The organism is Nocardia vulneris (genome assembly GCF_001613425.1).
GTDB classification, from domain to species: domain Bacteria; phylum Actinomycetota; class Actinomycetes; order Mycobacteriales; family Mycobacteriaceae; genus Nocardia; species Nocardia vulneris.
The window spans coordinates 208,703-233,470 of the sequence record NZ_BDCI01000007.1 but is presented as its reverse complement, the minus strand read 5'-3'; the positions used below and the strand labels follow the sequence as shown (position 1 = coordinate 233,470).

Below are 24,768 nucleotides of genomic sequence, written 5' to 3'. Positions count from 1 at the left end.
CAAAGAGTCACGGAAGGCAGGAACCTCGTCCGATGACGCGCATTCGATTCCTTCTCCTTCCCGCACTACTGGCAGCAGTCGTGTCCGGGTGTGGCAACTCGGAACGTGGTTCAGCTGCGTTGTCTGCGGCCGAACGGCTCGTAGACCAGGCGTCGACCAATGGTGTAGTCGACAAGGGCGCGGTCCAAGACGCGTTGAGAGGGGTCGGCTTGCCGCAAGGGGTGACGTCCGACGACTTGCTGGACCAGTTGATGAGTCATCGCTGGAAAACCAAAGATTCGACAGTCGGCAACCTGTTTGCCTGGATCGGCTCGGACGCTGGCTCGTCCGACGCCGCGACGTCGACCCGCGCGGGCGAATCCGCAACGATGCTCGCCAGATATGTAGCCGATCACTCTTCAAAATTGCTGAATGTCGACGGGCCCCGTACCAGTGCGGTAGGTGAGGTCAATCCTGAGCTGGTGCAGAGTCTCGCGGTGGCTTTCACTCCTTACCTGCGTGACCTTGCTGGTGCCAGCCCGGAATTCGTCACTTCGAGAGGGTTCACCGCGCCTGATCCGCTCGGAAATCTCCAGCGACCCAAGGCGCAGAACATCTTTGCCGTAATCGACTCTGGTGCAACATCAGCACTTGACCTGAACAGACAAGCAGTCGAAACCATCGCCAAGCTGCAATCCGACTGGACCCGATCGTGGCTGGCGGATCCACAGAACCCGGAACTCCAACTTGCCTATTACGCAGGAACACTCAAAGGGCTCGTGACTCGAGGACTCGATACCGAGGCTGCGGACCGAGCCGATGACCAGTCGAAGGACCCCAAGGAAGTCGCCCCCCGGGTATCGGTCAGCAACGATCTCGACCCTGCCCACACCGTCTACGAGATCGCACGCACGCTGCAAGACGCCGACGGCCCCCTCGCGCATGACCCGCGATACGACAACCTTTTCCAGCCGGACGGACGGCTCGAGGACTATCGCACGCTGGTTGATTCAAAGAGTACGAGCACTCTGTACAGCGATCTACTCAACATCGTGAACACTTACCGCGGCGGCGCGATGAAGAACGCGGTCCAGGACCTAGAGGCATACATGCGTCAAGCCGCCGAGGCTGTACTGCGCTGAGACGACCGGCAGCGAGCTGGGGCTTGCCCAAAGTGATGCCTATGCGCGTGGCAAGCCCGGCTCGATGGACTCAGCCGTACCCTGGATCAAATCGCAGGGCCGGTCCGCAGTCCGCGCCTTGTTGACGTCGAGTTGCAGTTGGAGCACTCCGTCGGTGGCCTTCATGGCGAGAAAGCACGTTGTATTGGTTGTGTCGCCGGGGAGTTGGTACGTCACAGCCTCGCGGCCGGCTATCGACGTAGTGGTCGCGGTGCTCCCGTATCGGTCTTTGTACTCATCGAGTGTCAGATTCGACGACGAGGTGACCAAGGATCCCATCAGCAGTCCCTGCTCTTTGCGAGCGAACTCGCATCCGAGCGCGGAGTAACCATCCGCGATGAAATCCTTGCGCTTGCGAGTGCGCGGATCGTATCCAGCTCGTTCGATCGTCACATCATCGAGCTTGAAGCAGGGATCGAAGGTCACATCGTGACGCCCCTGGTTTCGTTGGGCAGGAGCAGGCGGCACCGAAACGGCAAGCTTCAGCGGAGTTGGTGACGGCGCGGTGGACCTTGCCGCTGGATCGCCCTCCGACGTTCCGCCATCACACGCCGCGATCAGCAGAGCAGTGATGCCGCAGCATGCGGCAGCAACAGAACGCTTCATGCCGTCAGTCCATCGGACTCGCCGACGAACCGCAACGCGGCAGCGTTCTTCTGGTCGACACGCAGGCGCGCCCACTGCAGCTGGCCCACAACAGCAGCGGCGGCGGCAGCGACCTAACCGCGGGCCATGTCCACGAAGCGGCTGAGGTGGAGTTGGTGGGCGACGGTGATGGTGGCGGTGGGGCCGTTTCGGTGTTTGCCGAGGATGAGGTCGGCTTCGCCGCCGCGCGGATCGTCGCGCTCGAACGCGTCGGGGCGGTGCAGCAGGATGACCATGTCGGCGTCCTGCTCAAGGCTGTTGTGGACCGAAATCCCTTGCGCCACAAAATTATGGGTGCCGGGGACGGTACCGTCGTAGACGTCTTGTTCACCGAGGCTGGTGATCTCGACGACTTTGTCCCAGAAGACGTCGTTGGTGGCGAGCATTTCGATGTCGGCATCGTCGAGGACGACGGCGACCCGAGCCAGCCGAGAACGACTCGGGGAGCGCTTCCACATCGTGGATCCGCAGAACCGGGATCCCATGGCCGCCGAGAATTCTCGATGGGTCATCTGCTTGGTCGCAAGCAGGCTGCGAACCTGGTTCCAGACTTCCTTGGGCACGGTGTCGACATTCGTATTGCTTGCCAAGGGCGCCAAATGAGTCAACGCCGCATCGGCGGCCTGCCCGCGGGCGCCGTGGACCCCGACATCGCGCAGGAAGACGGTCTGGTTGTCGGATCCGTCGATGGTCAAATGCCAGCAGTCCCGATAGCCGGCTTTGCGGACCTGTTTGATCCGACCGTGGACACCGACGCGAAGCAACAGTTGCGCGACGTCGTCGATCAGGCGGCGGCTCGTCGACGAATAGTAGACGCGGGCCTGTCCGCCGGTGTCGTCCCAGCGCACCGAACCGTCGGTCGCCCACAGATGGCGCAGGAACAATGCCACCTGATCGTTCGGGAGCTCGAAAACCGGCTTGGGGACGAACTTTTCGTAGCTGCGCAAGCCGAAAAGACCGAGCTCGTCGAGCCATGCGGCAATCGGATTCCGCTTGCCGTGGGTGAGGTGTTCGGGAGCACGCAGGCGCAGGGTGGACACGCGCGCGGCCGGATGGTCGTCACGCACTGCGGTGACGCCGAAGTGCGTGGCGGCCGCGGTGACCGCGTCGAGGTTCGCTTCATCGATGCTCGCGTAGCGAAGCGGCTGGCGCTTGACGCAAGAACCGTCACCGATCATGTGCGCCAGCAGGATGATCTCGGCGTCCGGCATCCGTGTGGTGTGTACCGGCTCCGGTACGTGACGTGGGGTGGCGAGACGGTCGCCGACGGCGAGCTTTTCCAGAGCGATCCAGCCGTCGACGGTCAGGAAGGGATGGTTACCGGTCGCGTCGACCACCCGCCCCGAGGCGAGGCGCAGCCGGAACACTTCCTTGCGTCCGCTGGGGAAGACTTTGACCATCGGACGCGCCACCATGCGCATCCGCTCGTCCAGGGACCACACCAGTGGCTGCTCGCCGCTGGCCAGCAGTTCCCCGAGGGTGCTCTCGGTTCCGTTGTCCGCGCGCAGAATGCGGGTGGATGCGGGTAGACAGCCGGACTCGCGGAGGTCGGACACCATAGGGCGTTTGTCGGTGCGCTGTTCGGGGCCGCGGTTCAGCTGACTGATCGCGACGACGGGGACTTCGAGTTCCTTGGCGAGCAGCTTCAGGTTTCGCGAGAAGTCCGAGACTTCCTGCTGGCGGGATTCGACCTTTTTACCGGAGGTCATCAGCTGGAGGTAGTCCACCACCACGAGTTTCAGGTCGTGGCGTTGTTTGAGCCGTCGCGCTTTGGCCCGGATCTCCATCATGGTGAGGTTCGGTGAATCGTCGACGAACAGCGGCGCTTCACTGATCTCGCTCATCCGCCGCGCGAGTTTGGTCCAGTCGTCGTCGCTCATCCGCCCCGCGCGCATATCACCGAGCTTGATCTTCGCCTCCGCCGACAGCAGACGCATCACGATCTCGGTCCGGCTCATCTCCAGCGAGAAGATAACGCTCGGCAACCCATGCTTGATCGAGCAACTCCGCATGAAATCCATGCCGAGCGTGGATTTGCCCACGCCCGGGCGGGCGGCGACGATGATCATTTGGCCGGGGTGCAGGCCGTTGGTGAGTTCGTCCAGTTCGGTGAAGCCGGTGGGGACGCCGAGGGAGATGCCGCCGCGGCTGGCGATGGAGTCGATTTCGTCCATCGTGGGCTGCAGGAGTTCTTCGAGCGGGAGGAAGTCTTCGGTGGTGCGGCGTTCGGTGACCTCGTAGACCTCGGCCTGGGCGCGGTCGACGACCTCGGCGATGTCCTGGCCGTCGGCGCCCGCGTAGCCGTACTGGACGATGCGGGTGCCCGCCTCGACGAGGCGGCGCAGGATGGCCTTCTCGGCGACGATCTCGGCGTAGAAGCTGGCGTTGGCGGCGGTGGGGACGGTCTGGGTGAGCGTGACCAGGTAGGGCGGGCCGCCGATGCGCTTGAGTTCCCCGCGGCGGTCCAGGCCGGCCGCGACGGTCACCGGGTCGGCGGGTTCACCGCGCCCGTACAGGTCGAGGATGGTGTCGTAGACGGCTTGATGCGCGGGACGGTAGAAGTCGCCGGGGCGCATGACCTCGATGACGTCGGCGATGGCGTCCTTGCTCAGCAGCATGCCGCCGAGCACGGACTGTTCGGCCGCCATGTCGTGCGGTGGTTGCCTGCCGAAGTCCTCGCCGGGGGGTTCGGGCGGGAAGTCCGCGTGTCCGCGGTCGTCGACGACTGCCATCCGGCTCGACCGTCCTTTCTCCACCTGGGCTCACCATATTGATGATTCGGTCCACTGTCCGGCTCCCACGCGGAGGCGGCAGCGCAGCGGGCCGGCGCCGCGGCGCCGGCGAATGCCGCCGCGGGTGCCAGCTACCGTCTTGGTATCCACTGATTCCGGACATGGGGGACCGGTTGTACGGGCTGTAGCGACGAACCTAGGCGTCCGACAAGCGGCCATCAAACCAGAATGTGCACACAGCTGTGGATAAGTTGGGGACTGTTCACCCAACGGTGTGCACCCCCTGTGGACAACTTGGGGAAAACCCAGGTCATAGCGGGGGAAGCTGCAGATAGATATGGATTTTCCGAGCTATCCACGTGTGGATGAACAAAGTCGCGGCGTGTCGGGGAAGTTGAACAGCCGGGCGTGTTGAGGTAACGGCCAGGGTGGCCGATATGAGCTGAATCACATTGCCACCGGTCGGTTTCTCCGGTCATCCACAGGGGAGCCGCTCGGCGCCGCGATGACCAGCGCTGATCGGCCGAGAACGTTCCATCTGGCAGGACTGCGAGCCGAGCTAATAATCAGTTACCGATAAAAGTGGCCGACGTCGCACAGCGAAGACCACCCCCGCGCCGAACGCGGGAGTGGTCTTCGGGACGTGCTCGAATCAGCTGGCAGCGACCTGCAGGTCGAACTTGGCCACCACATCGGGGTGCAGGTGCACCACGACGACGTGCTTGCCGACCGTCTTGATGTGCGACTTCGGCAGCTCGATGCTGCGCTTGTCGACCACGGGGCCGCCGGCCGACTTGATGGCCGCGGCGACGTCGGCCTGGGTCACCGAGCCGAACAGCTTGCCGGTGCCGGCGGTCTTCACCGACAGCGAGACCGACTCCAGGCCCTCGATGGCCTGCTTCAGCTCGTTGGCGTGATCGAGGTCGCGCACCCGGCGGGCATCCTGCGCCCGGCGAATGCCCGCGACCTGCTTCTCGGCGCCCCGGCTGGCCACGATGGCCAGGCCGCGCGGCAGCAGGAAATTGCGGCCGTAGCCGTCCTTGACCTCAACGGTGTCGCCGGGCGCACCGAGGTTGTCCACGTCTGCAGTCAGAATCAACTTCATTTGCGTGCCTCCCTTACTCAGCGAGCCGTCGACACGTAAGGCAGCAGAGCGACCTCACGCGAGTTCTTGACGGCAACCGCGATATCACGCTGGTGCTGCACGCAGTTGCCGGTGACGCGGCGGGCGCGGATCTTGCCGCGATCGCTGACGTACTTACGCAGCAGCGCCGTGTCCTTGTAGTCGATGTTGACGATTCCGGACTTGGCTTCCTTGCAGAACGCGCAAGCCTTCTTCTTGAGCACCTTTTCGCGCGCGGGCGCTTTAGGCATGGTCTTTACTCCGTTATCAGTGATGGTCCACGCGGGGTGGACCTATGAAAGCCGTTGTCAGAACGGCGGTTCGTCATCCATGCGGCCGCCCCCGAAGGAGCCTGCCGCGGGCGCACTGCCCCAAGGGTCGTCCTCGGCACCGCCGGAACGCCCACCGCCACCACCTGAGTTGGCCGGCGCGAAGTTGCCTCCGCCGCCGGAACCACTGCCGCCGCCGAAGCCGCCGCCACCGCCGCCGCGGCTGGTCTTGTTGACCTTCGCGGTGGCGTAGCGCAGCGAGGGACCGACCTCGTCGACCTCGAGCTCGACGACCGTGCGCTTCTCACCCTCGCGGGTTTCGTAGGAGCGCTGCTTGAGCCGGCCGCTCACGATGACTCGGGAACCGCGGGTCAGGCTTTCGGCGACATTTTCGGCAGCTTCGCGCCAGATGTTGCAGCGCAGGAAGAGCGCCTCGCCGTCTTTCCATTCGTTCGAATTACGGTCGAACACACGGGGTGTCGACGCGACGGTGAAGTTCGCCACCGCCGCTCCCGCGGGCGTGAATCGAAGCTCGGGGTCGGCCGTCAAGTTTCCGATGACGGTGATGACCGTGTCGCCTGCCATGTGGTTCCTCCTGCTCGGGTACGCAGTCCGCGTCTCGCTGTTGCGCTAGAGCCTAGAGACAGGCCCCGACGCAATCGAGGGTTGCGGGCCTACTTGTCGTGGCGCAGAACCTTGGTGCGCAGCACCGACTCGTTCAGGCCGAGCTGGCGGTCGAGTTCGCTCACGGTCGCGGGCTCCGCGGTCAGATCGACCACCGCGTAGATGCCTTCGGCCTGCTTGGCGATCTCGTAGGCGAGCCGGCGACGGCCCCAGATATCGACCTTGTCGACCTTGCCGCCCTCGGTACGAACCACGTTGAGCATCGTCTCGAGAGACGGACCAACGGTGCGCTCGTCCAGACTGGGATCGAGGATAACCATCACTTCGTAATGACGCACGGACCAATCACCTCCTGTGGACTAGGAAACGGCCACGGGCTCTCCGTGGCAGGAGGGTCGTTGCGTCAGCAACCCGACAAGGCTACATGAACAGCCCTTTCCCACTGAAATCGATCTCGTCGGCGAGGGAACGCGGGCACAGCGGTATCGATCCACTTAGGGTGGTGCTCATGCCGACCGGACTCGCCGTCAGCGACCTGATCGCGCGCCGGGTGCGCCGGCGCGCGGTGTTGGCGGCGTTCGTACTCGTGCTGTGCGGGCTCACGCTCGCGCTCGCGTATGCGAACAAGGCGCGGTGCGCGGGCGCGCCGTTCCAGGCCGACGGCCGCAGCGCGGTCTTCGAGATCCGCAAGGATGCCGAGGTCTGTTATTCCGACATCCAGTTCCTCTGGCTCGGCCGCGATATCAACGAGCACGTCTTTCCCTATATCAACGGCGGTATCACCGACGACGGCGCGCTGGTCGGCGGCGCGGTGGAGTATCCGGTGCTCAGCGGCACGGTGATCTGGCTCGGCGCGATCGGCGCGCACAATGATGCCGACTTCCTGCGGCATTCGGCGCTGCTGCTCGCGCCGTTCGCGTTGCTGACCGCGTGGATGCTGGCCCGGCTCGCCGGGCGGGCGGCGCTGCTGTGGGCGGCGGGACCGCCGCTGGTGCTCTATGCCTTCCACAACTGGGAACTGCCGGTGGTCTGCACCGCGGTGGCGGCCGTCTACGTGATGGCGACGCTGACCCGATACTCGGTGCGCACCAGGGGAATTCTGGCCGCGATCCTGCTCGGACTCGGCTTCTGTTTCAAGCTCTATCCGGGGATCTTCGTGCTGCCCCTGATGGCGTATGTGCTGACCGGCGGCATCGAGCGGGTCCGCGACGAGCCGGGAGCGCGGCCGCGCGGTCTGGACGTGCGCGGCGCGCTGCTGACCGCCGCCGCGGCCGTCGCCACCGTGGTCGTGGTGAACCTGCCGTTCGCCGTCGCCGGCTACGAGGGCTGGCGGGCGTCGATCACCTTCCAGCAGTTGCGGCAGGCCGACATCACCACGAATTCCATCTGGTACTGGGGACTTCGGCCGTTGTTCGAGCACGACACCGGCGGCGAGGCGGTGTTCCAGGAGGTCGTGTCGTTCGCGTCGCCGACGCTGGTGCTCGCCGCGTTCGCGCTGGCGATGTGGCTGGGCTGGAAGCGGTATCTCAGGACGGGCGTGTTCCCGTGGGTCGCGGTGAGCGGCGCGATGCTGTGCGCGTTCCTGCTGTTCCACAAGGTGCACTCACCGCAGTACACGTTGTGGCTGGTGCCGTTCCTGGTGCTGCTCGAGGTGCCGTGGTCGCTGATCGGGGCGTATCTGGTGGCCGACGCGGCCGTCGGTATCGGTGTGTTCCGATACTTCTACGCGCTGGGTTCGGGTCGTCCCTACGAGACGATGGAGAAGGTCGTCCAGTTCGGGGTGTGGGGCCGGGCCGTATTGCTGGTCGCACTGTTCTTCCTTTTCCTGCGTGCGGTGCCGCGGGGTTCGCGTCCGGTGCAGCCGCCGGTGCCGCGGTTCGCACCGGGTGAGTTGATCCCGGCCTGAGCGTTCGGGCGCAGTGGGCACTGCGAAGTGCGTCACCGGCTGGTTCGAGGCACCACGCGCCGGTGGTTGTCCGGTGGTTGCCTGTGGCTTGCCGAATATCCAGCTCAGGTGGTGCGGGCCTGGTCCGAGCTGGTCGCGGACCGGTAGCACGGGGCCTGCGCACCCGCGAAATCGCCATCAAGTGAAATGGTGCTGGTCCGCTTACTCTGGTCGGGTTGGTGATGGAGCAGGACGGTGAAGTACGGATGGATCAGGTGGACACGGGCGCGCACCCGCCATCCGTCGTTCGATTGACGCTGCTCAACGGAGTCGAAGCGCACCGCGGGGACCAGGTCCTGCCGCTGGGCCCGCCGCAGCGTCGGGCCGTGCTGAGCGTGCTGGCTTTCCGCCGCCGGCAATGGGTTTCGGCGGACAGCCTGCTCGCGGCGCTGTACGACGGTGTGCCGCCGGCCAGTGGCGTCGGCGTGATCCAGACCTATGTCTCCGCGCTGCGGCGAGTGCTCGAGCCCGATCGTCCGCCGCGCACCCCGCCGACCGTGCTGCTGTCCGGCCACGGCGGCTACCAGCTGCGGATCGATGACGAACAGGTCGACCTCGGCGTCTTCGACCGACTGGTCGGCGAGGCGAGCCGGGCGCGCGAAGCGGGCGACCTGGTTCGCGCCGAAGACCGCTACACGCGCGCGCTCGCGCTCTACGCCGGTGAGCCCTTGACCGGTCTGCCCGGCCCCTTCGCGCAGCGGCAGCGGGTGGCGCTCGCCGAGCGACGGCTCGCCGTGCTGGAGGACAGCCTGGATGTCGCTGTGGCACTGGGGCGTTCCGACGAGGTGATCGATCGGCTGCGCGTACTCACCGCCGAACATCCGTTGCGGGAACGCCCGCGCGCCGTGCTGATGCGCGCACTGTACGCGCGCGGCAGCCAGTCCGAAGCGCTCGAGGTCTACCGGGAAACCCGCAACCTGCTGGTGGATCAACTCGGCGTGGAACCAGGGCCGGAGCTACGTCGGCTGCATGAGCAAATCCTTTCTGGCGCAGAACCCTCCGATCTACCTCCGCCCCCTGTGATCCCGCGAGAAGCGATCGCGTCCAACTCGCCGCGCACCGGCACGGCAGAGCGTTTCGGCATCGTATCCACCCTGTGGCCGGAACCCACGGCACCGCCTGCCTCGCCACCGGTGCATTCGGCCGGATCCTCAACTGTGGATTCGGCCGAGCGGGCAGCGAAGCCACCACGTTCAGCATCCGGAACCGAGCCCGCCGGAGCGGCAACAGACACGGACCGCTCACGCCTGGATTCGGCCCACCTGACCGCAGATTGGGCGCGCCGCCCGCCGGATGCTCCGAAACCATCAGGGCGGCCCGCGGATTCGTCCGCCACGTCGAGGCGGACGTCAGCGGAGCCCGCGCAACTGCCTGCCGCGGCGATGGCCCCGACCACGGCTTCGGCGTACCCGGATGCGGGCTCGGCACATCCGACGTCGGGTGGGCCGAATGCTGGTGCGGGCTCGGTGTATCCGGCTGGGGGGTGGGCGCATTCGCCCGCTGGTTCGGTCGATCCGACCGTCGGAGCGGCCTACCCGACCTCGGGTGGGGCGCAACGTGGGTGGGCCGGGATCGATCCGGCGGCACCCGTGGTGTTCGAGCGGGCGTGGGAGCTGGCGCAGATCGGTGCGTGGGTTGAGCGGGCGGCGACGGGGAGCGGTGGGCTGCTGGTGATCTCGGGGTTGCCCGGGTTCGGCAAAACGCAGTTGCTCGACGAGGTGGCGCGGCGGTTCGCCGGGGTGCGGCGGATCGATCTGACGCCGCCGTGGGATGTCGCGCCGCCGTTGGGGCTGATCGCCGAGCTGGCGGAGACCGCGCTCGCGCCCGCCCAGACCGACGCTCAGGCGGCAGCAGCGTTGTGCGCCAGTCTGGTCGAAGCTGCCGCTGCCACCGCACCGCTGGTCGTCGTGGTGGACGGCGCAGATCTGATGGACGAGCGATCCGCGCGCGTGCTGGCCGCGGCGGCGCCCCGGTTGCGCCGCATGCCGGTGCTGCTGATCCTTGCCTTGGACGAACGTGCTTGGGAGCCTGCGGTTCTCGCGTTGCACGGGCGACTGGAGCCGCCCGCCGTCGCGATTCTGCGACTGAGCGGGTTGAGCGTCCCCGCGATCGAGGGCCTGTACGAACAGCGCACCGGCATGCTCTGCCCGCCGGGCCTGGCCGCCGAGATCCAGCGGGCGACGGCCGGCATTCCGCTGCTGGCGGGTGCGCTGATCGCGGATCTGCTGGCTATGCGCGATCCCGGCCGGATCCCGGAATTCCTGCCCGAAGGCTGCTATTCGCGGTCGATCAGCCGACTGCTCGGCCGCTACGCGCCGCGCGGAGTGGTCATGCTGCGCGCGCTCGCCGTGTTGCAGGAGGTCGAGCCGAGCCTCGAAATCCTTGCCGCCGCGTGTGCCGAACCGGTGAGCGAGGTGCGGCATCGCTGTGCATTGCTCTCCGCCACCGGCATTCTGGCGGCGGTGTCGCCGCCGGTGTTTCAGCATCCGCTGATCGGCAACACGATTCGCTGGCTGTGCCGCCGCGAGGACGCCGACCGGTTCCGGATCGCCGCGGCCGAACAGGCGCGCAGTGCCGGGTATTCGGCGCGGCAGGTCGCCGCTATTCTGCACGATCTGGTCGGCGCGAAGTACGCGCGCTGGACCGTGGTGCTGCTCGACGCCGCGGAAGAGTGTCTGCGCCAGGGGCTGATTCCGGATGCGGTACGGCAATTGGCGGCCGCGTTGCGGATCACCGCGCCCGCCGGCCGCGACGACATCCTGGTGCGCCTGGGCCAGCTGGAGCTGTGGACCAATCCGGCGGCGGCGCGCGCACACCTGGAGGAGGCGCTGCACAGTCAGCGCGAACGCGGCGTCGCGCCGAGCGCGCTCATCCCGCTGACCTGGACCATGTCGACCCGCTGGCAGGCGGCGGCCGCGATGACATTGCTCGATGCCGTGCTCGCGGAGACCGAACAGCGAGATCCGGTGGCGGCACAGGATATTCGCGCCGCCGCCTGGGCCGTCGCCGGGTTGACCGCAGCAAGCTGGCGTGGGTTCGTCGCGCGGTTGCGCACGGCAGGGGTGGCCGATCAGATCAGCACGGCCGTGCTGACCTGGGACGACGCCTTCGGTGTCCGGTACTCCGCGCGCGAAACACTCGCGCGTTTTCCCGCGGAGGCGGATCCGGCCCGAGGCTGGGCGGCGTTGCCGCAGCAACTGGTCGGGCTGCTCGCGCACCTGTCGATGTGGTCGGGCGATCTGGCGCTGGCGAAACAGCTCAGCGCCCAACCGAGGGAGCATCATTTCGGCACCATCGACGTCTATCGCCTGATCCTGCACTCGGAAGTGCTGCTGCGCTGCGGTGAGTACCGCGCGGCGCTGCGTGTGCTCGCGCCGACCGTCGGGGTGCTCGACGACGAATCCATCCGGCCGCCACTGGCATTGGTCGCCCAGTATGCGCACGCGCTGCTGGGTCTCGGCCGGCTCGATGAGGCGCAACGCCGGCTCGACAGCGTCGCCGAGCAGGCGAATCCGGAAACCTGGGAGTGGACCGTCGTCCTCCACGTCAGGGGCATGCTCTGTGCGGCACAAGGAGATTCGCGTCAAGCGGTGGCGCACTTCCTGGATTGCGGTCGCCGGGTCGGCGCGGTGGGCATCAGTAATCCGGCGCATATTCCGTGGCGCAGTTCCGCTGCGCTGGCACTGGTAGGGCTCGGCGAACGGGCCCGGGCCACGGAGCTCGCGGCCGCGGAATACGAACTCGCGCAACGATGGGACACCCCGGCGACGCTCGGCCGGGCGCTGCGTGCGATGGCCGCGGCGGCGCCCGGTGGCGTCGACGCGGAACTGCTGAGCCGGGCGGTCGAGCAGCTGCGTCGTTACGGCTCACCGGTCGAACTGGTCCCTGCGCTGCTCGAACTCGCCGCGGCCCGGCCCGAAGCCGCTCCGGCGCTGCGCCAGGAAGCTCGGCATCTGGCGGAAAGCATGGGCGCGACAAGGTATCTCGACCTGATCGACACCCAGACGCCCCCGGCGGCCGCCGACTGACCGGACTCCCGGTTCACCCGGCGGCGGCCCGCACGATGAGATCGGCGATCGCGTCCGGCTGGGTGATCATCGAGGCGTGGCTGGTCGCCAGCGACACGATGTGGTCCTCGGTGGCCACCTGATAGGCCATCTTGGTCTCGAGGTCGGGGTGGATCATCTGATCCAGCTCGGAGATCTGGTACCAGGTGTTGTGCCGCAGCGTCTGCCACGCGGGCGTCGCGGTGCCCGAACCGGCAAGCGACAGTACCGAAGTCGGCTTCTGAGTGGCGGCGAGCACGGCGGCTTCGCGCGGGTCGGCGTCGGCCGCGAAGTCGGCGTGGTAGCGGTCGCGGGCGATGATCAGCTCCGGCGTCTCGGCCGCACCGATGTTCACCAGGTCGGCGCCGCTGGCGAGGTCCTGGCCGAATTCCTGGTTGAGCTGGAACGCGGACTGCCCGGCGTGCGGGGTGAAAGCGGCGACGAACACCAGCCCGCTGACGTCCGAGCGTCCCGCCCCCGCCTGGCTGATCACGGCGCCGCCGTAGGAGTGGCCGACCAGCAGCGTCGGCCCGGTCAGGGTGTCCAGGTCGCGGGTGACCGTGGCGACGTCCTCGGCGAAGCCGCGCAGCGGCAGCTGGCTGGCGAGCACGGTGCCCAGACCCCGGTCGTGCAGGCGCTCGATCACCTTGCTCCACGCGGAGCCGTCGGCCCAGGCGCCGTGCACGAGCAGCACATTCGGGGTGGTGGTCATTCGGTTTCCTCCAGTTCACAGCGGATCGCCGCGCCCGGCGGGCGCGACTGCTCCACCATCGCCGAGCTGGCTCAACGTGAGCTGAATGTCCGACGAACGTGCTGCTCAGTGCCTCATTCCGGGGTGTGCCGCGCACGGAAGGCGGCGCTCTTGGCGCGGTTGCCGCAAATGGTCATATCGCACCAGCGGCGGGTGCCGCCGCGGGAGGCGTCCACGTAGAGGCGGGTGCATGCGTCGCGGCCGCACTCCTTCACCGTGGCGGGGCTGCCGAGGAGCTCGATCGCCGCACGGGCGATCGCGGCGAGTGCGGTCGCGGGTGCGCCGGAGCGGCGCAGTGTGCCGTCGGGTCGCAGGTTGAGCATGGGGATTTCGCCTTTGGCGAGCTCGTTGACGAGCCGGCGGTCCGGGTCGGCGAAACCTTCGCCGTGTGCTTTGGCCACGGCCATCCGGTACGCGGCCTCGCGCAATCGCACGGCCTGTTCGAAGGTGGCCGGCTCGCAGTCGGATACCCGGTCGAGCAGTTCGGCGGCGCGGAACCAGTCGGCGAGGTCGGCCGGGGTGCGCAGGCCGTCGTCGAATGTGGTGCTGCGGGCCTTGACCGTGCCCGCGAAGTCCAGGGCGAGGTTGCCGCTGACGAAGGTGAACACCCTCTCATAGTAACCACCTTGACAGGTTATTCAACGAGCTGTCACGGTAGTAACCATCTAAGGCGGTTAGCTCCGGGAGGGTACGTGCGGACTCAATTCAGGTCGGTGGCGGTGCAGCCGCTGTTCGTCGTGCTGTGGAGCAGCGCCTTCATCGCCGGAATCATCGGCGTCGGCGCGGCGCCGCCGATGACGGTGCTGTTCGCCCGCTTCGCCATCGCGGGCCTCTTGCTCGCGGCGTATGCCGTTGCGGTACACGCCACCTGGCCGCGCGGCAGGCAGCTGCGCCACGTCGGCGTCGCCGGGCTGCTCATGCAGGCGGTGCAGTTCGGCGCCTTCTACACCGCGATGAACGAGCACGTGCCCGCCGCGGTCATCGCGCTGGTCCAGGGGTTGAATCCGGTGGTCATCGCGCTGTTCGCCGGGGTGCTCGGCGAAAGCGTCTCGGCGCGGCAATGGTTCGGCTTCGGGATCGGCGGGGTCGGCGTCGGGCTGGCCGTCCTCGACCAATCGACCTTCTCGCTGATCGGCCTGCTGCTGTGCGTGCTCGGCCTGCTCGGCCTGAGCATCGGCACGGTGTATCAGAAGCGATTCGTCCCCGAGGTCGATCCGCGGGCGTCGACGGCGGTGCACGTGCTCGTGAGCGCGCCGGTCGCCGGCGTGCTGGCGGTGCTGACCGGTCAGCTCGAGGTGTGGGATGTGCCCGGCTTCGCCGGGGCGCTCACCTGGATGGTGCTGGTCAACTCGATGGCCGCGTTCCTGCTGCTGAACGCGATGCTGCGGTACTGGGACGCCACCAGGGTCGGCCGGTTGTTCTTCGCCACGCCCGCGGTCACCGCGGTGCTCGCCTGGGTGTTGATCGATCAGCCGGTGCGGCCGTTGACCTTTGCCGGCCTGAGTGTCGGGCTGCTCGGCTTGGTGTTCGCCTCGCGCAAACCGGCTGCGGTGCGGTCACCGGTACCGCGGCCCGTGCTCGCGGCGCGCTGAGCTACTTGCTGGCTCGGTGCCAGTTCATGCCCCAGCGGTAGGCCTCGTCGATCTGCTGCTGGGCGCCGTTGATGTAGTGCACCTCGCGATGCACGGTGATGCCGTTGCCCTGGTTCTGCAGCAGGGCGATCGCACAGGAGCGCGCACCGTCGACAGGGGAGTCGAGCCGGACCTCGATCTGCGGACCGGAGGTCGGGTACAGGGTCACCACACCGTCGGCGGCGGCCCAGTTCGGTACGCCCTCGTAGATGAACGCGAAGATCAGGATGCGCCGGAACAGTTCGGGGCGAGCGAGATTGATGTGCATGTTCTCGCCGCCGGTGGCGGTGCCGCTGCGGTCGTCACCGTCGAGCTGGATATAGGGCTCGGCGTCGAGCGAGCCGAAGTTGTTGCCGACCGCCTGCACCACGCCCTTGTTGCCATTGGCCAATTCGTAGAGGCAGCCGAGGTCGAGGTCGACGGGCTTGGACCGGCGGAAGAAGCCTTTCGAGCCGGCCGACCAGTTCAGGTTCACCCGCATGGCGCCTTGCTGCTCACCGGGTTTGGTGAGGTTGATGCTGGGCGTGGCCTTGGACAGGGTCACCTTGGACAGGTTGACCCCACCGGCGTTGCTGTCGGTCGCCATGGCGCGATCCCCCTCGGAAGAAATGGGAACGGCAGCGGTCCTCCCGCAGGAGGGGCCGCTGCCGCACGAGTCTTTCGGCTGCCTGCCGAAAATCAGCCTACCGGGGTCGGCTCTCGTTCGCTGTCGACTTCTTTGTCGTTCTCCCGCCGGTTGCGCAGCACGCTACTGATGAACGCCGCACCGATGAACGCGATACCGACCATGCCGGTGATGAGTTCGTTGATGTGCACGCCGATGGAGACGAACAGGATCACCGCCAGCGCGCCGATCGCCCAGTGCGCGCCGTGCTCCAGGTACACGTACTCGGCCAGTGTGCCCTTGCGCACCAGGTAGACGGTGATCGAGCGGACGAACATGGCGCCGATCAGGCCGAGGCCGAGCGCGATGATGATCGGGTCGGAGGTGATGGCGAACGCGCCGATCACGCCGTCGAAGGAGAACGACGCGTCGAGCACCTCGAGGTAGAGGAACAGGAAGAATCCGGCCTTACCGGTGGCCTTGACCAGCTCCGACGGTCCGTCGCCGGTGTGCTCCTCGGTGTGGAACATCGAGCCGAGCCCGTCCACCACGATGTAGGTGACCATGCCGAGCAGGCCGGCGAGCAGCACCGTGGACCGGTCGTCCTCGGCCGCGACCAGTTCCGCGGTGAGGATGAGGCCGATGCTCGCGACGACCACCGAGAGCATGTCGAGCTTGCCGAGCTGGGCGAGCGGGCGCTCCAGCCAGGACAGCCAGGTGATGTCGCGCTTTTCGAAGATGAAGTTCAGGAACAGCAGCAGCAGGAACATGCCACCGAACGAGGCGATCTGCGGATGCGCGTCGGTGAGCAGGGTTTCGTAACTGGGATCGCCGTTCGGGAAGTAGGCCGCGTCGTCCGCGGGCGGGTTCAGCGCCAGATCCAGCGCCTTCACCGGGTCCAGGCCCGCGGTGATCCACACGATCGCCAGCGGGAAGACCAGGCGCATGCCGAACACGGCGATCAACACGCCGATGGTGAGGAAGATCCGTTGCCAGAACGCGCTCATCCGCTCGAGCACTGTCGCGTTGATGACAGCGTTGTCGAAGGAGAGCGACACTTCGAGGATGCCGAGGATCGCGGCTAGTGCCAGGGCCGTGGGTCCGCCGTACAGGAACGCCACGACGAGCGACAGCACCGTCACGATGATGGACATGCCGAAAATTCGCAGGACCACGCGGGGACCTTTCGTTTGCGTCGGCCGGACGTCTGCCGTCCGATCGCTTTATCTGATGTAGCCGAGATGGCGCCGCCGGTACCAGCGTGGCCGGAGAACCCTCGCTTGTCCAACGGTGCTGCGCCCGTCAGCGTTCCCGACAAATCGGACAATCCTGAGCGCACGACGAGGGGGCCCGTCGCCGGGCCCCCTGCAACCGCGAATTATTCCTAGACGTTCACGCCGTAATCACGGGCGATGCCCGCGAGGCCGGAGGCGTAGCCCTGGCCGATGGCGCGGAACTTCCACTCCGCCCCGTTACGGTACAGCTCGCCGAACACCATCGCGGTCTCGGTCGAGGCGTCCTCGGTGAGGTCGTAGCGGGCGAGTTCGTTGTTGTTGCTGCGGTCGACGACGCGGATGTACGCGTTGCGGACCTGACCGAACGACTGCTGCCGCGTCTCGGCGTCGTAGATCGAGACCGGGAAGAAGATGCTCTCGATGGTCGGCGGGGTGTTGGCCAGGTCGACGTTGATGACCTCGTCGTCGCCTTCGCCCTCACCGGTGGTGTTGTCACCGGCGTGCTCGATCGCGCCCTCAGGGGACTTCAGGTTGTTGAAGAACACGAAGTGCTGGTCGGAGAGCACCTTCTTGTCCGCGCCGGTCGCGATCGCGCTCGCGTCCAGGTCGAAGTCGGTACCGGTGGTGGTCCGCACATCCCACCCTAGGCCGACTGCGACGGCGGTGAGGTTAGGCGCCGCCTTGGTCAGCGAGACATTGCCGCCCTTGGACAAACTGACACCCATGCGGGATTCCCTTTCAATAGTCCGTCATTGGTTCCCAGCATGTCCGAATCGCCGGGTACGCCTTACGACAGTAGTAGGTTTCCGCGAACTTGCGTAGGAACCCGCAGAACCCCCGGTGAACAGAGGAGATCTCTAAGATCGGGGCGTGGTAGGCCGTAGGCGCGGATGGTTCCGCTCAGCCGGGAACAGCGAATGGATCGAGCAGGCGCGACAGTCGCTGGCGTCGGCGTTCCTCGACATGGACAGACGGCAGAGCGCGGCCGAGGCGGCGGTGCACGCGTCCGAGCAGGTGTTCCCGGAGCGGCGCCTGGCCGCGCGCTGGGAGCCGGTGCGCAGCCGCTGCTACGACGCGTCGGGCGCGTATCTGACCCTGACCGAGCAGCTCGAGCAGGTCGAACGCGACGCGACCCCGATGCCGCAGGGGCCGGCGCAGGCCGACACCGTGACCAGGCAGCTGGTCGAGGCGGCCCGTGCCGTCGACGAGTTCTATCGCGCCAACCAGGCCCAACTCGAGCAGGCGGTCGGGGTGCTCGGCACGGTGCCGCAGCTGGCCCAGCAGGTGAAGATCGGCGCGGCGGGCGTGCGCAGGCAGGCGGCCGAGTCCGAGTTCGCGAACTATCCCTCGGTCCGCCAACGCGCCCAAGCCGTGGATGAGGCCCTCGTCACACTCGAAGCCGCAGGTCCGGGGGCTCCGGCCGGGACGGTGCGGGATGCCGCGAACCGGCTGGAGGCGACCACCAAGGCATTGGCAGAAGCGTTGGCGCAGGCCCCATCTCGGGCCGCCGCGGCGAAAACCGCGGTCGCCTCGGTGACCACCCGGCTGGCCGCGGCCCGGACCAGGGCCGAGGGGCTCGGCCCGGCCTATTCGGCCCTGCTGCGCGAATTCAATGCTGCGAGTTCGGCAGACTTGGCTGACAATGAGCGGGAAAGCCAGCGAGCCATCGAGGCCGCGGACGATGCCCTGGCCCGGGCGCGTGCGGCAGCGGCGGAGAACAACCCGGAGATTGCACTTGATCTGACCACGTCCGCCCGCGGGTATCTCACGGAGGCCGAGCAGCAGGTCGACGCCGTCACGAAACGGCTGACTCTGCTGCGGGAAGTCCGGTCCGACCCGCAAGAGAAGGCCAAGGCCGTACGATTTCGGCTGCGGGACGCGCAAATGCTCGCGGTGAGTCGCGAGCTCGTCCCGGAATGGGGTTCTGTGCTCGACGCGCAGGCCGTACGGATCGATCGAATCAGCGAGAGCCTGTCGGGGCGGCACCCCGACTATTGGGCGTATGTGACGGAGCTGGATACCGTCATGGATTTCATAGCCGGGGTGGTAGATCGAATGAGAAAGCAAGCAGGACCACGACGAGAATGAGGATGGACCAACGATGACCGCAGGCATCGCCGTCCAGCGGGAAGTTTCCCTGCGGAAGCGAATGCCGCTGCGCCACTTTCGGCAGCTGCACGGTCCGGACGTACGGAGTCTTTTCCATCGGGAGCCCGAGCCGTTCGGCGACGACCACACCGATCGGGAATTACTGGCGGTCGCGCTGGGCGCGACCCTTTATGCGCCGGCGACCCGGCCGGACCTCGCGCTGACCATCAGCAAACGCGCCGAACGCGGCGTGTGCTCGATGGTGATCGACCTCGAGGACGCGGTCGCCGATCACGAGGTCGAACTGGCCAAGTCGCAGACGGTGCGCACGCTGGATGCGCTGGCGCACAACGGGGATTCGAATCCGCTGCTGTTCGTCCGGGTGCGCGACGCGGACACCATCACCGAGATCGTCGAGCAGTTGGACGCCGGCGCCTCGGTGCTGACCGGATTCGTCTTCCCGAAGTTCGACAGCACGACGGGGCCGCGCTATCTGGAGGCGTTGAGCGCCGCGGTGCGGCGACTGGATCGGCCGATCTACGGCATGCCGGTGCTCGAATCGGCGGGCCTGGTGCACCGGCAGACCCGGGATCAGGAGCTGACCCGGATCGCGGAACTGCTCGGCGCGCATCGCGACCGGGTGCTGGCCGTGCGGGTCGGCGCCACCGATATGTGCTCGACCTTCGGCATCCGGCGCGACCGCGACCTGACCATCTACGACGTGCGGGTGGTCGCCGATGTGATCGGCGACATCGTGAACTATCTGGGCCGCGCGGACGGCACCGGTTTCGTCATCACCGGCCCGGTCTGGGAGTACTTCGCCGACCACGAACGCATGTTCCGGCCGCTGCTGCGCACCGCGCCGTTCGAGGAATCCGACGCGGTGCCGTTCCGCCAGTACCTGGTCAGCCGGGATCTGGACGGCCTGCTGCGCGAGATCACGCTGGACCGGGCCAACGGTATCCAGGGCAAGACGGTGATCCATCCGTCGCACGTGGCGGCGGTGCACGCACTGTCGGTGGTGACGCACGAGGAGTACTCCGACGCGCTGGACATCTTGCAGGTCGATGTCGGCGGGGTCGCGGCCTCGGGCTACCGGAACAAGATGAACGAGATGCGGCCGCATCGCAGCTGGGCCCGGCAGACCTTGCTGCGCGCACGGGTGTTCGGCGTGGCCAACAAGGGAGTGTCGTTCGTGGATCTGCTGACCGCGATGGTGAAGGTATGAGCGGCGCCGCCCTCGAGGTGATCGAAACTCCCTGGGCTACCAAGAATCTCGGCATCCAGCTGGAGCACGCGGAATCGTTCGGCACCGCCCCGGTCGGGGTGCTGCCCGCGGAGCTGGACATCGCCGCGCTGATCCAGCCCGGGCTGCGGCGGGGCAACAAGCGCCGCGCCCACCTGCTCGTCTCCACCGTGCTCGGGAAACACCTGCCCACCGACCCCCGCGTGGTGCTCGAGGGCGGTAACCGGCTGGGCGATCTCGTGCGGGAACTGCTCGGCGCGCGCGACGCGCTGGTGCTCGGATTCGCCGAGACCGCAACCGGACTCGGCCACTGTGTCGCGGCACGGATCGGGGCCGTCGGATATCTGCATTCGACCCGGCGTGATGTCGCCGAAGCCGACACGCTCACCGGTTTCGAAGAAGGGCATTCGCACGCCACCTCGCATCAACTGCAGCCGGTGCCCGCCGATATCTTTGTCAACGACCTGCCGCTGGTTCTGGTCGACGACGAAATATCCACGGGCGCTACGGCACTCGACGCGATTCGGGCGCTGCACGCCTTTTCGCCGCGTTCGCACTATGTGCTCGCCTCGCTGGTGGATATGCGAGTCGAGGCCGACCGCGCCGCGTTCGAGCGGGCGGCCGCCGATATCGGCGTCCGGATCGACACCGTATGCCTGGCCTCGGGGCAGACCGTGCTGCCCGCGGGACTGGTGGACGCGGTCGCCGAACTTCCCGAAGCCACGCTCAATCCGGTTGCCGCACAGCGCGGCTCGTTCACCCGGCTGGAATTGCCCTGGCCCGCCGCGGTGCCCGAGGGGGGACGGCACGGCGTGCTGCGCGCCGACCTCGCGGCGTTCGACGCGGCCCTCGCGACGGTCACCGACCTGTTGCGCGCTCGGCTCGGCGCGCGGTTTCCGGCTCGGCCGGTCATCGTGCTCGGGCACGAGGAACTGATGTATCTGCCGCTGCGACTGGCGGCGGAACTCGCCGCCGCCGGGACGCCGGTGCGGTATCAGACGACCACCCGCTCGCCCGCGTATGTGCTGGACGAGCCGGGGTATCCGCTTCGCCGCGGATTCCGTTTCACCGCACCGGAATCCGATCGGGAAGCGCCGCGCTATCTGTACAACGCGCAGTGGGACGGCGGCACCGGCGCCGACCCGGTGCTGCTGGTCGTCATCGATCCGCCCGCCGATACCGACGAGCTGGTCGCCGACGGCGGTCTGGTGGATGTGCTGACCGCCTCCGGCGCCGACGTCGTGGTCGCGGTGCTGCCCGGCGCGGATCCGCGGGCACTGGATGCGGCGCGGGCCGAATTGCGTACCGGCACTGCGGCCGAGGTCGCGTCCACCGGACTACCGACGCCGCTGTACGGCCCGGAATTCGGTTCGTACGCGGCCGATGAGGTGTGCTGGCTGCTGAAAGACCTCTCCGCCGTCGACCTGGAAGCCGATGTCGTGGAACGGGAACGGCGGATCCAAGCCGGGGTGGCGCACTACGCGGAATCGCTGCCGATCGAATACCAGCCCGACGCGGCCTATCGCGCGCTGTTCGACGATGTGCTCGCCGACAGCGCCGAGCGATTGGCGCTCGCGGTCGCGACGGTCGCCGAACTCGTGGTGGCCGAACGCGGCGACGATATCGTCCTGGTCTCGCTCGCCCGGGCGGGGACGCCGATCGGCATCCTGATGCGGCGCTGGCTGCGGTCGGGGCGGGCCGCGGGCCTGCCCGCGCTGGACGTGCCGCACTATGCCGTCTCGATCGTGCGCGGTCGTGGTATCGACGCGGTGGCCTTGGATTATCTTGCGGCACATCATGATCCGTCGTCCATCGTGTTCGTGGACGGATGGACCGGCAAGGGTGCGATCACGCACGAGCTGACCGAAGCGCTGGACGCCTACCACGCGGCGGGCGGCGCGCGCTTCAACGACGAACTCGCCGTGCTCGCCGACCCGGGGCACTGCGTGCGCACCTACGGCACCCGTGACGATTTCCTCATCGCCTCCGCCTGCCTCAATTCGACTGTCTCCGGCCTGATCTCGCGCACCGTACTGAACGACGAACTGATCGGGCCCGGCGAGTTCCACGGTGCCAAGTTCTATCGCGAACTGGCCGGCGACGACGTGTCGAACCGGTTGCTGGACACCGTGGCCGCCGCGTTCGACCCGGTCCGTGACCGGGTGCCCGGCGCGGTCGCCGCGGTCCGCGCCGGCGTGCGCACACCCACCTGGACCGGGTGGGCGTCGGTCGAGCAGGTGCGGGCCGAATACGGCATCACCAGCGTCAACTTCGTGAAGCCGGGGGTGGGCGAGACCACCCGGGTGCTGCTGCGCCGGCTGCCGTGGCGGGTGCTGGTGCGCGAGGCCGACGCACCCGAACACGCGCACATCCGGTTGCTCGCCGCCGCGCGCGGGGTGCCGGTCGAGGTGGTGCCCGGCTTGGCGTACTCGTGCATGGGGCTGATCAAGGACGTGCAGTCGTGACCGAGCAGCTCAGATGATGATGGAACCGACTGGATAATGGAGCTGGGTGCATGATGGAGCTGGGTCGACTACGAAGACACACGCTGGTCGCCACCGACCTGGACCGGACGATGATCTACTCGCGCAACGCGTTCAGCGCGCACCCCGAGGTGCCGACGGTCTGCGTGGAACACCTCGAGGGCGCCCCGCTGTCGTTCATGACGACCGCCGCCGCGCTCCGCATGCAGACCCTCACCCAGCCGGCCGCGGTCGTGCCGACCACCACCCGCACCATCAAACAGTTCAACCGCATCCAATTGCCCGGCGCGCCATGGCGTTACGCCATCACCAGCAACGGCGGCAACATTCTGGTCGACGGCGTGCCCGATCTGCGCTGGCGCATCGATATCGACGCCAAGGTGCGCGCGGGCGGCGCGACCCTGTCCGAGATCACCACCGAACTCCGCGCCCGCATCGGCGATTCGTGGGTGTCGAAATTCCGTGTCGCCGACGATCTGTTCTGCTACCTGGTGGTTCGCCCCAAGGAAGTGCCCGAGGGATTCCTCGCGGAATGGGACGAATGGTGCCGCCCGCGGGGCTGGTCCGCCTCGCAGCAGGGCCGCAAGATCTACACGATGCCGCAGGTGGTCTGCAAGAGCCACGCGGTCGCCGAGGTGCGTCGCAGGCTGCTCGAGTCGGGCGAACTGGCCACCGAGTCAAGGACTTTCGCCGCCGGGGACGGTGCGCTGGACGCCGAGATGTTACGTGCGGCCGATTACGCCATCCGCCCGAGGCACGGCGAACTCGAACATCTCAACTGGACCCATCCGAACCTCACGATCACCCGGGCCACCGGCATCCTCGCGGGTGAGGAGATCATCAACTGGTTCATCAAAGGCTCACCGCAGCAGCAGGACTGAGTCAGGCCGCCCCGGAACGACGTCGTGGTGTGCCCGATGATTTCCGCGTCCGGGCGGTGCGCGGGGCCGGATTCGCCAGGGTGCGTTTGAATTCCGGGCAGTCCACCAGCACCTCGTGCGTGCAGGTGGCGGCGTGGCGCAGGCCGTCGCGCATGCGGATGAGTCGCGCGATGTCGTCCTCCAGATCGACGGCCTTCTGCGCCATGTTCGCCCGGATATCGGTGTCGCCGGGAGTAGCGCGGGTGAATCGGGTGATCTCGGCGAGGGTGAAGCCCGCCTCGCGGGCGCAGATGATCATCGCGAGGCGGCCGAGCACGTCCGGGTGGTAGGTCCGGCGCAGTCCGTTGCGTCCCGCGGACGCGATCAGGCCGCGTTGCTCGTAGAACCGCAGCGCCGAAGGCGCGAGGCCGCAGCGCTCTGCCACCTCGGCGATGTCCAGCAGAATATCGGCCATGGTTCTCCTTGACTTGAAGCGCGCTTCAAGTTGAACACTACTCGCCATGAAGATTCACCACCTCAATTGCGGATCGCTGCGGCAGATCGACGCGACCTACCCGGGACCGCAGCCCGCACCCGCCGTCAACCACTGCCTGCTGGTCGAAACCGATTCGGACGGCCTGGTTCTCGTCGAAACCGGGCTCGGTCTCGACAATGTCCGCGACCCGGCAGGCACACTCGGCACGGACTGGGTAGCCATGGCCCAGCCGCTGCTCGATCCGGAAGAGACCGCGATCCGGCAGGTCGCCCGCCTCGGCTACGCGCCCGCCGACGTCCGGCACATCATCCTCACCCACCTCGACGTCGACCACTGCGGTGGCCTGCCCGACTTCCCGCAGGCGAAGGTGCACGTGCTCGCCGCCGAACTGGCGGCCGCACAGGCGGAAGGTCCGAACTTCCGGTACCGCGACGCACATTGGGCGCACGGCCCCGATTGGGTCACCTATCACCCGGATGGGGACGAAGACTGGTTCGGTTTCCGCGCAACGCCGTTGACGGGCTTGCCGTCGGACTTCAAGCTCATCCCGCTCGGCGGACACACGGCCGGGCACACCGGAGTGGCTGTGCGCGAGGGTGATCGGTGGCTGCTGCACTGCGGCGATGCCTACTACTACCACCGCGAGTTGACCCAGCCCTATCACCCGCACCCGGTAATGGACGTCGTGCAGACCAGCTCGGAGGTGCATCACGACCTGCGCGTCGGCACCCGGGCGCGGCTGCGTGAACTCGTCCGCGACCACGGAGCCGAGGTGTCGGTGTTCAGCGCCCACGACCCGTGGGAGTTCAGCGGCTACAACTGACCGCCGT

Annotated in this window: 21 protein-coding genes; 9 read left to right on the top strand and 12 right to left on the bottom strand. The window is 67.3% G+C overall.

The window, feature by feature from the left end; translation table 11 throughout:
* The first annotated feature begins 32 nt into the window (after positions 1 to 32).
* A complete protein-coding gene (locus NVU01S_RS10360) occupies positions 33 to 1,121 on the top strand; it encodes a hypothetical protein (RefSeq protein WP_156161410.1) in 1,089 nt (362 codons plus the stop codon).
* 39 nt (positions 1,122 to 1,160) lie between these two features.
* On the opposite strand, the gene NVU01S_RS10355 is transcribed toward NVU01S_RS10360, so the two are convergent.
* The 6 genes from NVU01S_RS10355 to rpsF form a co-directional block, all read right to left on the bottom strand.
* Positions 1,161 to 1,766, bottom strand: coding sequence for a DUF3558 domain-containing protein (locus tag NVU01S_RS10355; RefSeq protein WP_082031814.1), 606 nt, complete (start codon positions 1,764 to 1,766; stop codon positions 1,161 to 1,163).
* A 113-nt stretch (positions 1,767 to 1,879) separates the two neighbouring features.
* Complete coding sequence (locus NVU01S_RS10350) at positions 1,880 to 4,537, bottom strand: replicative DNA helicase (RefSeq protein WP_043664149.1); 2,658 nt, start codon at positions 4,535 to 4,537, stop codon at positions 1,880 to 1,882.
* A 652-nt stretch (positions 4,538 to 5,189) separates the two neighbouring features.
* A complete protein-coding gene (gene rplI, locus NVU01S_RS10345) occupies positions 5,190 to 5,642 on the bottom strand; it encodes a 50S ribosomal protein L9 (RefSeq protein WP_043664146.1) in 453 nt (150 codons plus the stop codon).
* Between the two features lie 17 nt (positions 5,643 to 5,659).
* On the bottom strand, positions 5,660 to 5,911 hold the full coding sequence (gene rpsR, locus NVU01S_RS10340) for a 30S ribosomal protein S18 (RefSeq protein ID WP_014989074.1): 252 nt from the start codon (positions 5,909 to 5,911) through the stop codon (positions 5,660 to 5,662).
* A gap of 57 nt (positions 5,912 to 5,968) precedes the next feature.
* Positions 5,969 to 6,514: a single-stranded DNA-binding protein gene (locus NVU01S_RS10335; RefSeq protein ID WP_014989073.1), complete on the bottom strand. Its 546-nt coding sequence runs from the start codon at positions 6,512 to 6,514 to the stop codon at positions 5,969 to 5,971.
* A gap of 89 nt (positions 6,515 to 6,603) precedes the next feature.
* Positions 6,604 to 6,891: a 30S ribosomal protein S6 gene (rpsF, locus tag NVU01S_RS10330; protein WP_014989072.1), complete on the bottom strand. Its 288-nt coding sequence runs from the start codon at positions 6,889 to 6,891 to the stop codon at positions 6,604 to 6,606.
* A 170-nt stretch (positions 6,892 to 7,061) separates the two neighbouring features.
* On the opposite strand from rpsF, the gene NVU01S_RS10325 reads away from it, so the two are divergent.
* Both NVU01S_RS10325 and NVU01S_RS10320 read left to right on the top strand, forming a co-directional pair.
* Positions 7,062 to 8,459: a glycosyltransferase family 87 protein gene (locus NVU01S_RS10325; protein ID WP_052280169.1), complete on the top strand. Its 1,398-nt coding sequence runs from the start codon at positions 7,062 to 7,064 to the stop codon at positions 8,457 to 8,459.
* 221 nt (positions 8,460 to 8,680) lie between these two features.
* A complete protein-coding gene (locus NVU01S_RS10320; RefSeq protein ID WP_244467106.1) occupies positions 8,681 to 12,526 on the top strand; it encodes an ATP-binding protein in 3,846 nt (1,281 codons plus the stop codon).
* A gap of 13 nt (positions 12,527 to 12,539) precedes the next feature.
* Here NVU01S_RS10320 and NVU01S_RS10315 read toward each other — a convergent pair whose 3' ends face one another.
* Positions 12,540 to 13,256 (bottom strand): alpha/beta fold hydrolase, encoded by a 717-nt coding sequence (locus NVU01S_RS10315; protein ID WP_043664140.1) that lies wholly within the window; start codon positions 13,254 to 13,256, stop codon positions 12,540 to 12,542.
* A gap of 113 nt (positions 13,257 to 13,369) precedes the next feature.
* Complete coding sequence (locus NVU01S_RS10310; RefSeq protein ID WP_043664137.1) at positions 13,370 to 13,903, bottom strand: CGNR zinc finger domain-containing protein; 534 nt, start codon at positions 13,901 to 13,903, stop codon at positions 13,370 to 13,372.
* Between the two features lie 84 nt (positions 13,904 to 13,987).
* On the opposite strand from NVU01S_RS10310, the gene NVU01S_RS10305 reads away from it, so the two are divergent.
* Entirely contained in the window at positions 13,988 to 14,887 is a 900-nt protein-coding gene (locus tag NVU01S_RS10305; RefSeq protein ID WP_244467095.1) for a DMT family transporter, read from the top strand.
* A 1-nt stretch (position 14,888) separates the two neighbouring features.
* On the opposite strand, the gene NVU01S_RS10300 is transcribed toward NVU01S_RS10305, so the two are convergent.
* From NVU01S_RS10300 to NVU01S_RS10290, 3 genes are all read right to left on the bottom strand, one after another.
* On the bottom strand, positions 14,889 to 15,512 hold the full coding sequence (locus tag NVU01S_RS10300) for a TerD family protein (RefSeq protein ID WP_043664131.1): 624 nt from the start codon (positions 15,510 to 15,512) through the stop codon (positions 14,889 to 14,891).
* Positions 15,513 to 15,604: 92 nt separating this feature from the next.
* Positions 15,605 to 16,705, bottom strand: coding sequence for a DUF475 domain-containing protein (locus tag NVU01S_RS10295; protein WP_043664128.1), 1,101 nt, complete (start codon positions 16,703 to 16,705; stop codon positions 15,605 to 15,607).
* A 209-nt stretch (positions 16,706 to 16,914) separates the two neighbouring features.
* Positions 16,915 to 17,490: a TerD family protein gene (locus tag NVU01S_RS10290; RefSeq protein ID WP_014989064.1), complete on the bottom strand. Its 576-nt coding sequence runs from the start codon at positions 17,488 to 17,490 to the stop codon at positions 16,915 to 16,917.
* A 145-nt stretch (positions 17,491 to 17,635) separates the two neighbouring features.
* Between NVU01S_RS10290 and NVU01S_RS10285 the strand changes: the two genes are divergently transcribed.
* From NVU01S_RS10285 to NVU01S_RS10270, 4 genes are read left to right on the top strand one after another with little or no spacing between them, the layout of a single operon-like run.
* A complete protein-coding gene (locus tag NVU01S_RS10285) occupies positions 17,636 to 18,853 on the top strand; it encodes a hypothetical protein (RefSeq protein WP_082031813.1) in 1,218 nt (405 codons plus the stop codon).
* A gap of 13 nt (positions 18,854 to 18,866) precedes the next feature.
* Positions 18,867 to 20,081 (top strand): HpcH/HpaI aldolase/citrate lyase family protein, encoded by a 1,215-nt coding sequence (locus tag NVU01S_RS10280; RefSeq protein ID WP_175068884.1) that lies wholly within the window; start codon positions 18,867 to 18,869, stop codon positions 20,079 to 20,081.
* Positions 20,078 to 22,564, top strand: a complete 2,487-nt coding sequence (locus tag NVU01S_RS10275; RefSeq protein ID WP_082031812.1) for a phosphoribosyltransferase — start codon at positions 20,078 to 20,080, stop codon at positions 22,562 to 22,564. Before NVU01S_RS10280 ends, NVU01S_RS10275 begins: the two co-directional genes overlap by 4 nt.
* A 50-nt stretch (positions 22,565 to 22,614) precedes the next feature.
* Entirely contained in the window at positions 22,615 to 23,463 is an 849-nt protein-coding gene (locus NVU01S_RS10270) for an HAD family hydrolase (protein ID WP_043664122.1), read from the top strand.
* Position 23,464: 1 nt separating this feature from the next.
* On the opposite strand, the gene NVU01S_RS10265 is transcribed toward NVU01S_RS10270, so the two are convergent.
* A complete protein-coding gene (locus NVU01S_RS10265) occupies positions 23,465 to 23,917 on the bottom strand; it encodes a MerR family transcriptional regulator (RefSeq protein ID WP_043664120.1) in 453 nt (150 codons plus the stop codon).
* Positions 23,918 to 23,963: 46 nt separating this feature from the next.
* Here NVU01S_RS10265 and NVU01S_RS10260 point away from each other — a divergent pair, with 46 nt between their 5' ends.
* The gene (locus NVU01S_RS10260) at positions 23,964 to 24,761 is read left to right on the top strand and encodes an MBL fold metallo-hydrolase (protein ID WP_043664117.1); all 798 of its coding nucleotides are present in this window, start codon (positions 23,964 to 23,966) and stop codon (positions 24,759 to 24,761) included.
* The last annotated feature ends 7 nt before the right edge of the window (positions 24,762 to 24,768 follow it).